Raw genomic sequence first — 13,474 nt, 5'->3', positions numbered from 1 at the left:
GTATCGGTCCCTGGTAAGAAGCGGGCCGGCATCACGCCGGCCCGCCGGTCTCGTCATCAGCTCAGCAGCTTGAGCAGGTACTGGGGCATCTGGTTCGCCGCGGCGAGTGCCGACACGGCGGCCTGGGTCTTCACTTCCGCGGAGGAGAGCTTGGACTGCTCGGCCGCGATGTCGACGTCCTTGATCGCCGAGTTGGCCGATTGCAGGTTCTGGGTCTGGGTCGAGATCGAGTCCGCGCTGAAGTTGAAGCGGGATTCCTGGGCGCCGATGCTGGCGCGGGCGGCGGAAACCGTGTCGATCGCCGTATCCAGCGCGGTCAGCGCCGCGGTCGCGTTCGACAGCGTGCTGACGTCGAGCGAGGACACGCCGAGCGACGAGGCCGTCAGGCTCGTCAGCGTGATGGTGATGGTATCCGAGCCCGAGGAGCCGACCAGCACCGAGACGCCGGAGGCGAACACGCTGGTGCCGTCGAGCAGGCTCTGGCTGGAGTAGCGGGTGCCGGACGCGATCGAATCGATTTCGCTCGTCAGCTGCGTGAATTCCGAGTTGATATAGGCGCGACTGGAGTCGGTCGTGGTGCCCGACGCGGACTCGGAGGCCAGCGACTTCATGCGGGCGAGAATGTCGGAGATGTTCGAGGCGCCGCCGTCGGCGGTCTGCAGGATCGCGGTGGCCTGCGAGGCGTTGGTCGCGGCCTGCTGCAGCGTGGTGACGTCCGAGGAGATGCGGGTGGAGATCGCAAGACCGGCGGCGTCGTCGGAAGCCGAGGTGATGCGCGAACCGCTCGACAGCTTCGAGAGCGAGCTGGTCTCCTGCGCCGAGTTGATGTTGAGATAGCGAACCGCGGCATTGGCCGCTGTATTGGTGTTGATTGCGGGCATTGAAAGCTCCTGTGCTGATGGGCATGGCGTGCCGCATCGTTGAAATCGACTTACGACGACGCGGACCGCAGCCCCGTCCGTTCGCTCAAACGACGGAGCGCGAGGAGATCAGGCGCGAAAACTGTCGCTGGCGCAAATTTATGGTTAGCAATCGGTAAACGCGGTGCGGATGTCGCGCTCGTGCTTGCGCAGCAGCTGACGAAGCTGCTGGCGCCCGCGCTTGAGCAGCGACTCGACGGCCGCCACCGTCGTGTCCATCACCTGGGCGATCTCGCCGTTGCTCATGTTCTCATGGTACGAGAAGATCACCGCGATGCGCTGCTGCTCGGGCAGGCGCTGCATCGCCAGTTCCAGCATGTCGTTCAGCTCGTTGCGCTCGATGATCTCGACCGCGCCGGGCTGACCGTCGGCGACCTCCGGCACGGTGTCGACGTTCTCGTTGCGCGGCTTGCGGCGCAGATCGATGCAGCGATTGGAGATGACACGGTAGAGCCAGGTCGAGAACTTGGCGCGGCCGTGCTGCCAGCGTCCACGATGGCTCCAGATCTTGAGCATGGTGTCCTGCACCACGTCCTCGGCATCCGCCGCGTTGCCGACGATGCGCAGCGCGATCGCATAGGCGCGGTCGATGTGACGCTCGACCAGCATACGGAAGGCGGCCTCGTCGCCGGTCGCGAGTTTGTCGAGCAGCTCGCTGTCTTCATCATAAACGACATCGTCGGCGACAGGCGCGCCGTCCGGCGCGAGCGGCGCGGACGGCATCATCGGCACCGTCGCTTCGACCGGCACCGTCGCCTCGGCGGGCGCCATGACATCAGCAGCGTAACTCATCCCGCAACCTCCAACCCACAATGCCGGGGGCGCACATGCCACACGGCTTCCAGGCGTTGAACGGGCCGGCGAAACGATCCAGGCGGAGAATTTTTGTTGTTTTTCAATGTGTTAGCCGGTCACTTTTGCCGAGTGCCGGGCAACAATTGCCGACTGCGCGGAAAGCCCGCGCATCGATCCTGCAATCGTCACATCGTCTCGCGCCATGGCGGATCATTCATCCTGAGCAGATGGATGTGGAAGAAAACGCAGACATTACGCGGCACTAGGCGATCGAACGCGACGCGCGCGTAGCACATCGAGACGCGATTGTTTCCGAGTGTGAACGAACGCGAGACGACTTCCGCACTCGGCAATTTTTTCCGAATCACCTTTTCGAACCTAGCGATTTTTTTGAATCTGTCAGTTGCGACGAACGCGAATTTGAATCGCGCGCGAAGTTTTTTGCGTTCATGGCGCCTGACTCGACGCATGCGCCCGTTAATCATCGTGATGGGCGGGGAATTGCAGCATGAAGATCGCATTGGCCGGCGCGGCGCGCCGCGCGCAAATTGTTTCTGCTTGGTCGTTCGATGTTTTCGATACATTTCTGCTGCGCGCATGCACGACGCCGGACGGCGTGTTTGAAAGGACTTACGAGCTATCCGGCATTTCACGATCAAGTCCGAATGTTTCCGCGAGTTTCGTTCAACATCGCATCCAGGCCGAATCGCGCGCGCGCCGGACCGCGAAGGAGACGCGCGGTGCGAGCGAAGTACGCATCGAGGAGATCTATTCCTATTTTCCATTCAAGCTGTTCGGCCTGTCGCGAGCCGACCTGAACGATCTGGTCGAAGCCGAGTTCGGCGCCGAGGTCGAGCTTTGCCGCGCCAACCCGGACATGGTCGGGCAATATCTGGACATGAAGCGCGCGGGCCATCGCGTCGGATTCATCTCGGACACCTATTGGGACTCCGGCCGGCTGGCCCGGCTGCTGCGTGCCTGCCGTCCCGGCCTCACCTGGGACTTCCTCTATGCGTCCTGCGACCATGGCAGCGGCAAGAGCGAAGCCTTGTTCGCCACCTACCTCTCCGAGCAGGGCATCGAGGCCGGCGCCTCCTTTCACGTCGGCGACAACGAGAAGGCCGACATCAAGGGGGCGAGGCGCCACGGCATTCATCCCCGCTATTATCCGCAGGCAACCGCGCAGCTCGCCTCGAAGTTTCAGCGCGAGACGGCACTGTTCGAGCTGCTGTGCACCGGCGCGCCATCGCGTCTCGATCATGGTGCGCGAACGCTGCGGCGCATGGTCGCCGCGCGCAGCCCCGAGGGGTCGCAAGCCTTCCACCTCGGGCTGACCGTGCTCGGCCCGGTGATGGCCGCGTTCGACGCCTTCGTGACGCGGCGCTGCGAGGAGGTTGCAGGTCCCGGCCGCAAGGTCGCGCTGGGCTTTCTCGGCCGCGACGGTTTTCTGTCGCGCCGGATCCGGCAGCAGCTGCATGACACCACATCGGCCTATCTCGAGATCAACCGTCGCGTCAGCCTGATCGCCTCGGCCGATACGATGCAGCCGCTCGTCGATCTGCTCGGCAAGGTGCTCAAGATCGACGCACCGACCTTCCACGACATGGTGAAGATCATGCCGGCGAGAGTTGCCGCATTCTTTGCCGGCTTTCCCGACGGAATTGCCTCCGGCCAGGAGCTGGCCGAGGCGCTTCCCGGACTGATCGATCCGGCCGAGATCGTCGCGCTTGCCGCGGGCTTGCGTGCCCGGCTGCTCGCCTATCTCCGCCAGACCATCCCCGGCTTCGACGACTGCACCGACCTCGTCGTCGCCGATCTCGGCTATTCCGGCAGCGTGCAGAAGGCGCTGCGCCGGATCTTCGACCTCGAAGGCATCGCGATCCGCCTCCACGGCGCCTATCTGATCTCGCTCGACGACGCCTTCGACGACATTGCCGAGGAGGACAGCGCGGCGGGCTTGATCTCCGACCTCGTCGTCACGCCTCATGTCAAGCGCATGTTGATCCGCAATGTCGCGCTGCTGGAGCAGATCTGCTGCTCAGCGGATGGTTCGGTGCGCGATTACGACGGCGGCGCGGTGCTGCGCGAAATCAATCCGCGTCCCCCGCAGCAGGTGGCGCTAGCCGCGGAGATCCGGGCCGGCGCGCTGGCTTTCGCAGGCCGTGCGGACGGTGTCGCGCGCGACTACGGCCTCGATCCCTATGCCGCCCCCGATGTCGCGGCGCGCTGGTGCGCGGCGACGCTGGCACGGCTTCTGCTGCTGCCTGACGATGACGAGCTTGCGCTGCTCGGCACGTTGAAGCACGACGTCAATCTCGGCACCCACGCGCTCGCGCCGCTGCTCGACGGGCCATTCGTGCGCAACCAGATCACCGCCCGCGGCCTCTCGGCAGCCTGCACGGCGGCCGCGCCGCCGATGTGGCTCGCCGGCAGTTTCGCCGGCCTGTCGCCATCCTACAATTATCTCTACGCGCTGTTCGGCGCCAACCGCCTGCCTGCCGACGTCTTTGAGGAACGGCCCTCGAGCCCGGTTCAGGTCGGACTGTTCCGCGCCGACGGCGGTGCAGCGCTGGAGGCAGTGACGGTTCACCGCACCGGTCTCGGCGAGCTGCGTCTGCGCATCCCGCTGTCGCGCCGCATGGCCATCACCATGATCGCACTGCCGCTGGCGAAATTTGCGCCCGAGGGCTTGCTTCACGGCGTGACCCTGCAGCGGGGCGACGACGTTCGTGACGCCGCCGAGAGCCAGGAGGTTGTCGCCATCGCGACCGACGGGCTGGTCTACGCCGGCGTTCAGTGGAGTGGCAGCCACTATCGCGCCGAGACTGAAGACGGCTGCCTGCTGATCCCGGTCGGCCCGATGACGCAGGAGATCGCAGTCTACTCCGTCGCGATCACCGCGCTCGGGGCCGGCCCCAAATAGTGCGCCTGAACTCCCCGCTCCGTCCGTTGAAGTCCCAGGGCTTACGACGGGGCAGGGAATTGCGGGACGCGACGCAGGCGAATCTTGATCAGGTGCTGCAATCGGGTGGCATCAAGCTCGGCCGGGCCCAGCGCGACCGCCTGGGCTGGCTGGTCGGCCAGTACGGTGCGCCGACGCTCGATGGCGTCCCGCACGGACGGCATAACGGCGTCATTGTTCTCAAGGAACCACTGAGCGGCGCTGCGGCCGAGCTGTTCTACCGTTCGCTCAATCCCGCCTGCGCCGTCGTCATTCCCAGAAGCGAGAACCCCGGCTTCGATTTTCTCAAATCCAAGCTGACCGAGTTCGGCACCGTCGGTCCCTGCGGCGCCGACGGCCCGCACGAGATGTGGTGGGGCGGCATCGGCTGGTCGCGATTCCTCGCCGCCGCCGACGCCTCCACGCTCCGGCCGCGGATCGTCTCCTGCCATCCGCGCGGCGGCGACGAGACTGCGTCCCTCCGCCTCCGACATTCGCTCGAACGCCTGCAGCTCGATTGTCATATCGAACCGATCGACACCCAGCTGGACGACCGCCTGCTCTGCTTCGAGAAGGCGGAGTTCATGACGCGGATGTGGAGCACCTATCGCGAACCGCTGCTGTTCGTCGATGCCGGTGCGACCTTGCGCGAGGCGCCGCTGCTGCCCTCCTTCCTCGGCTGCGACGTCGCCTTGCACAAGTGGAATCGCTGGGAGATGTCGGCGCGCACGCTCTATCTCGGTCGCTCCGCGCGTGCGGAACGGCTGCTTCGCGCCTGGCAACAGATTGCGGCCGCCTATCCCGCGATCTGGGAGGGCTATTTGCTGGATCAGGCCTGGAGCCTGACATCGTCGCAGGTGCCGCTCGATACCGTGTGGTTGCCGCGATCCTATCACGCGCTGCAAGGCGATCTCGGGGCCTCGCGCGCCACGATCCTGCATGACCGGCAGACGACGACGCTGGAGCTCGGTCCCGATCCCGGCTTTGCTGGCATCGTGCGCGCGGCTCGCCGCGCCGGCCGCACCGGTGCCCGCGACGCCTTCATGGTGATGACGTCGAAGGCCGAGGCCGGAGGCGGCGTCGCCGTGATCCTGCGCGATATCTCGGCCAGCGACGCGGCCGCGGTGGCCGCGACCGTCGAGGCCGTAACCGGCGCCTATGCCGCCGATTGCGGCGGATACGGCCGGCTCGAGCTGTCGCTCTGCACCTGGCAGGACGACGTCGGTGTCGCGCGAGAAGCCGCTGGCTTGGCGCGATACCGCATCCTGGAGATCGCGCCGGGGCGGCGCATCGCCAACGACTTCTTCGCCGCACACGCGTCCGACGATGCGGTCATGACCGCCCGCCAGCGCTTCTCCTGAGGGACCCTCAAGATGCTCAAGACCATCATCCTGCTCACCGACACCGTGCAACAGCAGCGGCCGCTGGCCAATCTGCTCCGCGAGCACAACCGCGACCTCGCCTTCTGCTCGGCGCTCCGCGCATCGGACCTCAGCGCGCTCGACCCGGACGTGCTGAGCGAGGCGCGGCTGGTGTCCTTTGCCGCCGACGTCGCCGTGCCCGAGAAGTTCCTGCTCAAGCTCGGCTATGGTGCCTACAAATTCTACGCCACGCCGACGCAATATCCGGGCCTGCCGCCGGCGCCAGACGAGAGCGATGACGATCCGCGCTGCTATTCCGTGATCGCGCAGTCGATGACGATCTGGCCGGATTTCAAGAAGGTCGTCGGGCTGGAAACCGTCACGATCCCTGACGGCACCGTTCCTGCCGAGCGCGAGCGGCTGGTGTTCTCCCGCCTCGCCCACCTTTTCTGGGGCATGTCGCACATGATCGCGGGCGAGGCGACGGATCTTCCGGCGATCATCGGATCCAGCGAGTGCCAGCGTCCAACGCTCGCGATGATGAACTGAGTTAAAGCTAGTACGATTTGGCGAGGCCCAGCACCTTTTCGGCGATGAAGCTGAGCGCGAGCTGCGGGCTGACCGGCGCGATGCGCGGGATCAGGACTTCTCGCAAGTACCGCTCGACGTGGAATTCCTTGGCATAGCCGAAGCCGCCATGGGTCATCACAGCCTGCTCGCAGGCCGAGAAACCCGCCTCGCCGGCGAGATATTTCGCGGCATTGGCCGCGGCGCCGCACGGCATGCCCTTGTCGTACTGCCAGGCCGCCGACATCACCATCAGCCAGGCCGCCTCGAGCTCGACCCAGTTCACCGCGAGCGGATGCTGGATGCCCTGGTTCTTGCCGATCGGACGGTTGAACACGACGCGCGTCTTGGCGTATTCGGTGGCGCGCGACAGCGCCAGCTTGCCGAGGCCAACCGCCTCCGCCGCGATCAGGATGCGCTCGGGGTTCATGCCTTCGAGGATGTACTCGAAGCCTTTGCCTTCCTCGCCGATACGGTCTTCCATCGGGATCTCGAAATCCTCGAAGAACAGCTCGTTGGAATCGACGGCCTTGCGGCCCATCTTCTCGATCTCGTGGACCTTGATCCTGTTGCGGTCGAAATCGGTGTAGAACAGGCTGAGACCGTGGGTCGGCGAGCGCACTTCCTCCAACGGCGTGGTGCGTGCAAGCAGCAGGATCTTGTGCGCGACCTGCGCGGTCGAGATCCACACCTTCTGGCCGTTGACGATGTAGCGGTCGTTCTTGGCGACGGCGCGGGTCTTGAGCTGCGTGGTGTTGAGACCGGTGTTCGGCTCGGTGACGGCGAAGCAGGCCTTCTCGCGGCCCTCGACCATCGGCGGCAGCATGCGCTTGCGCTGCTCCTCGGTGCCGAACACCACGACGGGATTGAGCCCGAACACGTTGATGTGCACGGCGGATGCCCCGGACATGCCGGCGCCCGATTCCGCGATGGTGCGCATCATGATCGCAGCTTCGGTGATGCCGAGCCCCGAGCCGCCGTAGGCTTCCGGCACGCAGATGCCGAGCCAACCGGCGTCCGCCAAGGCCTTGTGGAAGTCGTGCGGGAAGCCGCCGTCGTGGTCCTTCTTCAGCCAATAGGCATCCGGAAAGCCTTCGCAGATCTTGGCGATGGCATCGCGAATGGCTTCCTGCTGATCGGTGAGCGCGAAATCCATGGTCTTGGTCTCCTTCTTGGGAGCCGCGACCGCGCCATCTCCCGTCTCGTCGCGTTCCCCAAGCAAAGGCCGTGGCGACTTGCTGCGCCCGACGTGCCCTCGCCTGCGTTCTTTAGCTCGAAATCCCGGGTGCAGATACGTGAATTTGTCTATCAACTGTGTCTACCATGCATAGGCTCATGCGGCGTGACGCCAAGAGCGCGCCGTTATTTCGCATGGAGGAAACCGCGATGGCCGGACTTTATTTCGAGGACTTTGCCGTGGGCCAGGAGTTCAGGCATCCGCTGACGCGAACCGTCACGGAGATGGACAACACCATGTTCAGCCTGCTGACGCTCAACCCGCAGCCGCTGCATATCGACGCGCATTTCGCCGAGAAGACCGAGTTCGGCCAGCGCATTTTCAACAGCCTTTACACCCTCGGCATCATGATCGGCATGACGGTCTATGATACGACCATGGGCACAACCGTCGCCAATCTCGGCATGACCGACGTCACGTTTCCCAAACCGGTCTTCCATGGCGACACCTTGCGGGCGACGACGAAGGTGCTTGCGTTGAGGGAATCCAAATCGCGCCCGAGAGCGGGCATCGTCGAGTTCGAGCACCATGCCTTGAACCAGAACGACGAGATCGTCGGCAAATGCCGCCGCATGGCGATGATGCACAAGAGGCCGGTCTGATGCGTTCGATGCTGTTCGTGCCGGGCGATTCCCCGCGCAAATTCGAGAAGGCGAGCGAAGGCAAGGCCGACGCGCTGATCATCGATCTCGAGGACTCCGTGGTCACCGAGAAGAAGCAGCAGGCGCGCATCCTGACACTTCAGATGCTCAAGAGCCGTCCCGGCCCGCACCAGCTCTATGTCCGCGTCAACGCGCTCGACACCGGCATGACGCTGGCCGACCTCGCGGCAGTGCTGCCGGGCAGGCCCGACGGCATCGTGCTGCCGAAATCGCAAGGGGGCGGCGACGTGCGGCAGGTCGCGACCTGGCTCGAAGCGCTGGAAGCTGCGGCCGGCATCGCGATCGGCGCGACACGCATCGTCTGCGTTGCGACGGAGACCGCCGGCTCGATCTTCGGCCTCGGCAGTTACAAGGGCTGCTCCCCCCGCCTCGCCGGCCTGATGTGGGGCGCGGAAGACCTCTCGGCGTCGCTCGGCGCCACCGAGAAAGCCTCGGGAGGGGTGTTCCACAGCCCCTATCGCCTCGCGCGGGATCTATGCCTGATGGCGGCGGCCGCGGCCGAGGTCGCGCCGATCGACACCGTCTATACCGACATCGACAACCTCGCCGGCCTCGAGCAGGAGACGCGCGCGGCGCGGCGCGACGGTTTTTCGGCGAAGGCGCTGATCCATCCCAAGCATGTCGATATCGTCAATGCGGCGTTCGCGCCGACGGACGCCGAACGGACCTGGGCCGAGAAGGTGATCGCGGCGTTCGCCAGCAATCCCAATTCCGGCACGCTCCGGCTCGACGGCCAGATGATCGACAAGCCGCATCTTCGCGCCGCGCGGAAGATCCTAGGCCAGTCCTAGGTCGGGCGCGAGCCCGCCAGGTCGAGCGGCTCAACCGAAGGCATCGGCTTGAGGAAGCGGTCTCAGTCGAAGCCCTGAACGGGCGGCGCCGAGGTCTGCGCCGGCGCGGCGGGCGGGGCTTGAACCGGCGGCGGAGCCGGATTGGCGGCAGCTCTCATCTGGCCATTGGCATCCATGGCCTGGCGCGCGCGCGGTGAGCTCGCGGCCGCGCGGCGCGGCGGCGGCCGATGTCCTGCCGACTGCGACCCTCTCATGCCCCAGGAGCGGGCGATCGACGGTCCGGCCGTGTAACCGATCAGAGCTCCGGCGACCGCCCCGACCGGGCCCAGCACGACCGCGCCGGATACCGCGCCGAGCGCTGCATCGCCGGCGCGCTCCTGCGCAACCGCGCTCACGGGCACACAGGCCAGCATTGCGACAGCAGTGATCAGAGCTTTGGTCATCGGAGCGCCTCCCTAACGGGAAACCACTCCTGCTCAAATATGGCCGCACGAGGTTCGCTTGCCGGCCAACAAAAGGCAATCGACCGGCGGAACCCGCCGTCGCAGAGCCACCCCCCGCCAACCGACGGTTGCGGCGGCGCCGTAGTAGCTACACGATCTTGATCGACATGTCCGGAGAGCCTTCGAGCCCGCACGGCAGCACGTTACCCTTGACGACGAGACCGACATTCTCCGGCGTGCCAGAACATCTTGACACCGGTATCGCGCCGAATATTTTTTCGGCGAGAAAGCACTTTCTCACCCTCGAAAAATTCAAAGGATCCAAGGCGACCGTCTGGAGAGACGACGATGCTCGATGAGAATCTGGCCCGCATACGTGTGCACCGCAACAACATCCATCGCTATCGGCGACTGCTGAAGACGAAGCTGTCGCAGCTAGAGCGCAATTTCATCGAGAGACGCCTGGCAGAAGAGAAGTCGGCGCTCGATGCGCTGACCGCGGCGACCTTCCCTGTCGGCTTCCGAGCCCCCGCAGTGCCGGCCGAGGCGATGGGGGTGGCGCGATGAACCGTCAGCGGGAGCTGCTCATTCGCGGCCGCGAGAAGGTGATCGGCCATTACGAGCTTCTGCTTGCAAGCGCCAAGACCGAGCATGAGCGCGAGCTCTATCGGCAGCGGCCGCAGGGTTGTTCACCTCTCCCGCTTGCGGGAGAGGTCGGCGCGTCCGGGCGATGCGAAGCATCGTCCCGCGCGCCGGGAGAGGGCTTTCTCCTCTTTGGATTGTCCCATTGACGAGACACCCTCTCCCCAGCCCTCTCCCGCAAGCGGGCGAGGGAGTGCACCTGCGTCATCGCGGCACAAGCCGCATCGCATCACGCTTTAGCGAACGAGGCGATTGGGGCCTGCCAGCGCACTGCTCGATTGGTTCGCCGGCGCCACGCGCACCGTAGCGGTCAGCGGCGCACCGTTGCGCAACAGAGTGAGCCTCACCTCCTCCCCGACGCGTGCGAGGCCGATCGTGTTGCGGAGCTGGGCGGCAGTGCGGATCGGACGCTCGTCGGCTGCGGTCACGATATCGCCCTTGCGCAGGCCGGCCCTTTCTGCGGGCGAGTCCGCAGCGATCTCGGCGACGACGGCGCCTTGATTCAGGCCCTTGTTGATCGACGGATGCAGATCCTTCAACGAGACGCCGATGCGACCGCGCTCGACGCGGCCGCTCACGATGATCTGCTCCATCACCTTGCGTGCCATGTTCACCGGAATGGCGAAGCCGATGCCGACATTGCCGCCGGCGGGCGAGATGATCGCCGAGTTGATACCGATTAGCTCGCCGCGCAGGCTCACCAGCGCCCCGCCGGAATTGCCTGGGTTGATCGCAGCATCGGTCTGGATGAAATCCTCATAGCCCTGCTTGCCGAGACCGGTGCGGCCCAACGCGCTGACGAGGCCGGATGTCACGGTCTGGCCGAGGCCGAAAGGATTGCCGATCGCAAACACGAAATCGCCGACATCGAGCGCATCGCTGTCGCCGAAGGGAAGCGCCTTGAGGCCCGCCGGGTTCTGGATCTGGAGCACGGCAACGTCGGTCGGCGGATCGCGCCCGACGACCTTGGCGGAAAACTGCCGGCCGTCCTTGGTCGTGATCTGGACGGCGGTTGTGCCTTCGACCACGTGGTTGTTGGTCAGCACATAACCGCGCTCGGCATCGACGATCACGCCGGAGCCGGTCGCGTTGACCTCCTTTTCGATCTGCCGGGGAACGTCGAAGAATTCGCGGAACAGCGGGTCGCGATAGAGCGGGTTGTCCTCGCGGACGCGGCCGTGCACGGAAATGTTGACCACGGCGGGTGTTACCCGGCGCACCAGCGGCGCCAGGGTCGGCACCGGGCCGCCGGTTTTCATGTCAGGGATCTGGCCGGCAGCAGGCTGTGACGCCGTGAGCGTCAGCACCAGCATCGCCAGCAAGAGCGGACGCACAGCGTTCATCTTCTTTCCTGCCGCCTTGTATGGAGATCGGAGAGTGGAGTGGCTTCACGCGTCGCGTGACGCGACGATCCAGCCTTGCATGGCCAGGAACGGAGCGGCGAAGGCCGCCGAGGCCTGACCGAGCAGCACGAGTCCTAGAACGGTCTGCGTGAGCATCATGGGCTTCGCCCCTCGGCGGCGGCCCAGGGCCGCCGCAACCGCATCGGCACGCCGCCGCCGCGCGGCGGATCGTCATTGTCGTTGTCGCCGTCGAGCTTGCGCAAGGCGGCCAGGATGTCGGCGAGCCGGACCGTATGGCTCATCCCGGGGATCTCGCGCAAGGCGGGACAGGATTCGACTGCGTACATGTCGGACGCCCAGGACGACAGGATGATGCGCTTCTCCGGCGGAGAGAGCTCGGTCGCGTTCAGAACGTCGGCAGGCGATTCGTAATGGGCCGCGGGATGAAACAGCGGATTGAGTGTGCCGGTGTTGATATTGACGTTGGTCATTTCTGGACCTCCCCTCATGCTCCTTTCCAAGGGACGGGCTTGTTGACGATGAAGACGGCGGCGGCAACCGCCGCCGTCCGCTTTCACTTACTGCGTGTTGATCGCAATGCGCTTGACGCCTTCACGCGCCTTCTCGGATTTCGGCAGCGACACGGTCAGAACGCCGTTCTTGAACGACGCCTCAGCCTTGTCCTCCTCGACGCCGTCGAGCGGGATCTGACGTTCGAAGGCGCCGTAATAGCGCTCGGTGAAGTATTTGCCTTCACCGTTGCGCTCCGCCTTCTTCTCGCCGCGGAGCGTCAGCACGCCATTGGCAATCTCGACCTGGACGTCCTTCTCGGTGAGGCCGGGAAGCTCGGCCGAGACGGTCAGCGTCTTGTCGGTCTCGTTGAGCTCGACCTTCGGCCAGCCGAAGCGGCCTTCCATCAGCGGCGACAGGCTGGTCCCGCCGAAGCCGCGGAAGACGTCGTCGAACAGACGGTTCATCTCGCGATGAAGCGTCAGGAAGGGATCGAAATTGTCGCGCCCAGGCGCAAGCTCCTGTTTGCCTGACCAGGGAATGAGATCACGAAAACCCAAGGTTCTCTCCTCCATGCATCGGGGAAGCGCGGCCCACGCATCGCGCGCCGCGCTCCGCCGTCTCGCTTGCTCGAGAGCTCAAGCCGCTTTCTTCTGCTCGATCTGCGACGCCGCGGGCGCAGCACCCGAGATCGGAATCCGGCGCGGCTTCATCGCTTCCGGAACCTCGCGGACGAGATCGATGATCAACAGCCCGTCCTGGAACGAGGCCTGCTTCACCTGGACATAGTCGGCAAGGTTGAACACCCGCCGGAACGGCCGCGCAGCGATGCCCTGGTACAGATATTCCCGCGCGGCGGTCTCGGGTTTCCTGCCCTCGATCGTGAGCGCGTTCTGTTCGGCCGTCACCGTGATGTCGCTGGCGCCGAAGCCCGCCACCGCAACGCTGATCCGGTAATGATCTTCGCCGGAGCGTTCGATGTTGTAGGGGGGATAATTGTCCTCGGTCGCCTGGCGCAGCGTGCTGTCGACGAGGTCGGCCAGGTGATCGAAGCCGATGGTGGAGCGCCACAGGGGCGCGAAGTCGAAACTGGTCCTCATAACCAAGTCCTCCTGAGAGCAAGATGGATACGAAGGAGCGCAGGACAGGGTCTCGGACGGGATCCGAAGACCGGCCCGGCGCCCGTACCGGACCCGATCTGGCATCCGGCACACCGCTCTCGCGGCGAAAAACGACTTAGAAAACCGGAAATGCGTTTCAAG

At 65.2% G+C, this 13,474-nt stretch carries 14 protein-coding genes and 1 pseudogene; 6 read left to right on the top strand and 9 right to left on the bottom strand.

Translation table 11 applies throughout. From position 1 onward, the window contains the following. Nucleotides 1-56 precede the first annotated feature (56 nt). The gene (locus E4K64_RS06190) at nt 57-881 is read right to left on the bottom strand and encodes a flagellin (RefSeq protein ID WP_135162666.1); all 825 of its coding nucleotides are present in this window, start codon (nt 879-881) and stop codon (nt 57-59) included. Nucleotides 882-1,025: 144 nt separating this feature from the next. Beyond that, nucleotides 1,026-1,712 (bottom strand): RNA polymerase sigma factor, encoded by a 687-nt coding sequence (locus E4K64_RS06185; RefSeq protein WP_135162665.1) that lies wholly within the window; start codon nt 1,710-1,712, stop codon nt 1,026-1,028. A 511-nt stretch (nt 1,713-2,223) separates the two neighbouring features. On the opposite strand from E4K64_RS06185, the gene E4K64_RS06175 reads away from it, so the two are divergent. The 3 genes from E4K64_RS06175 to E4K64_RS06165 are packed head-to-tail and all read left to right on the top strand — an operon-like array spanning nt 2,224 to nt 6,566. Continuing rightward, nucleotides 2,224-4,638, top strand: coding sequence for a hypothetical protein (locus E4K64_RS06175; protein WP_135162664.1), 2,415 nt, complete (start codon nt 2,224-2,226; stop codon nt 4,636-4,638). A 59-nt stretch (nt 4,639-4,697) separates the two neighbouring features. After that, nucleotides 4,698-6,017 carry a hypothetical protein gene (locus E4K64_RS06170; protein ID WP_135162663.1) on the top strand — a complete coding sequence of 440 codons (1,320 nt, stop codon included), beginning with the start codon at nt 4,698-4,700 and terminating at the stop codon, nt 6,015-6,017. A gap of 12 nt (nt 6,018-6,029) precedes the next feature. Next, complete coding sequence (locus tag E4K64_RS06165) at nt 6,030-6,566, top strand: hypothetical protein (protein WP_135162662.1); 537 nt, start codon at nt 6,030-6,032, stop codon at nt 6,564-6,566. 7 nt (nt 6,567-6,573) lie between these two features. Here the strand turns inward: E4K64_RS06165 and E4K64_RS06160 are convergent, their stop codons facing one another. Beyond that, on the bottom strand, nt 6,574-7,740 hold the full coding sequence (locus tag E4K64_RS06160) for an acyl-CoA dehydrogenase family protein (protein WP_135162661.1): 1,167 nt from the start codon (nt 7,738-7,740) through the stop codon (nt 6,574-6,576). 230 nt (nt 7,741-7,970) lie between these two features. On the opposite strand from E4K64_RS06160, the gene E4K64_RS06155 reads away from it, so the two are divergent. Together E4K64_RS06155 and E4K64_RS06150 are read left to right on the top strand one after the other, a co-directional pair. Then, entirely contained in the window at nt 7,971-8,423 is a 453-nt protein-coding gene (locus E4K64_RS06155) for a MaoC family dehydratase (RefSeq protein ID WP_135162660.1), read from the top strand. Continuing rightward, the gene (locus E4K64_RS06150) at nt 8,423-9,274 is read left to right on the top strand and encodes an HpcH/HpaI aldolase/citrate lyase family protein (RefSeq protein ID WP_167771837.1); all 852 of its coding nucleotides are present in this window, start codon (nt 8,423-8,425) and stop codon (nt 9,272-9,274) included. The genes E4K64_RS06155 and E4K64_RS06150 overlap by 1 nt, the downstream gene beginning before the upstream one ends. Nucleotides 9,275-9,336: 62 nt before the next feature. Here E4K64_RS06150 and E4K64_RS06145 read toward each other — a convergent pair whose 3' ends face one another. Both E4K64_RS06145 and E4K64_RS06140 read right to left on the bottom strand, forming a co-directional pair. After that, the gene (locus E4K64_RS06145) at nt 9,337-9,717 is read right to left on the bottom strand and encodes a hypothetical protein (protein WP_135162658.1); all 381 of its coding nucleotides are present in this window, start codon (nt 9,715-9,717) and stop codon (nt 9,337-9,339) included. A 148-nt stretch (nt 9,718-9,865) separates the two neighbouring features. Beyond that, nucleotides 9,866-9,961, bottom strand: a pseudogene (locus tag E4K64_RS06140) (fumarylacetoacetate hydrolase family protein); the annotation flags it as partial. Between the two features lie 104 nt (nt 9,962-10,065). Here E4K64_RS06140 and E4K64_RS06135 point away from each other — a divergent pair. Continuing rightward, the gene (locus E4K64_RS06135) at nt 10,066-10,284 is read left to right on the top strand and encodes a hypothetical protein (RefSeq protein ID WP_135162657.1); all 219 of its coding nucleotides are present in this window, start codon (nt 10,066-10,068) and stop codon (nt 10,282-10,284) included. Nucleotides 10,285-10,595: 311 nt separating this feature from the next. Here the strand turns inward: E4K64_RS06135 and E4K64_RS06120 are convergent, their stop codons facing one another. The 4 genes from E4K64_RS06120 to E4K64_RS06105 form a co-directional block, all read right to left on the bottom strand. Further along, a complete protein-coding gene (locus E4K64_RS06120) occupies nt 10,596-11,702 on the bottom strand; it encodes a trypsin-like peptidase domain-containing protein (RefSeq protein WP_135162654.1) in 1,107 nt (368 codons plus the stop codon). A 155-nt stretch (nt 11,703-11,857) separates the two neighbouring features. Further along, nucleotides 11,858-12,193: a hypothetical protein gene (locus E4K64_RS06115; RefSeq protein WP_135162653.1), complete on the bottom strand. Its 336-nt coding sequence runs from the start codon at nt 12,191-12,193 to the stop codon at nt 11,858-11,860. 87 nt (nt 12,194-12,280) lie between these two features. Further along, a complete protein-coding gene (locus E4K64_RS06110; RefSeq protein ID WP_209311944.1) occupies nt 12,281-12,772 on the bottom strand; it encodes an Hsp20/alpha crystallin family protein in 492 nt (163 codons plus the stop codon). Between the two features lie 78 nt (nt 12,773-12,850). Beyond that, nucleotides 12,851-13,312, bottom strand: coding sequence for an Hsp20 family protein (locus tag E4K64_RS06105; RefSeq protein ID WP_135162652.1), 462 nt, complete (start codon nt 13,310-13,312; stop codon nt 12,851-12,853). Nucleotides 13,313-13,474 lie beyond the last annotated feature (162 nt).

This window comes from Bradyrhizobium frederickii, assembly GCF_004570865.1.
GTDB lineage: Bacteria > Pseudomonadota > Alphaproteobacteria > Rhizobiales > Xanthobacteraceae > Bradyrhizobium > Bradyrhizobium frederickii.
The sequence above is the reverse complement of the archived record's forward strand: the minus strand, read 5'-3'. Positions and strand labels throughout refer to the sequence as shown.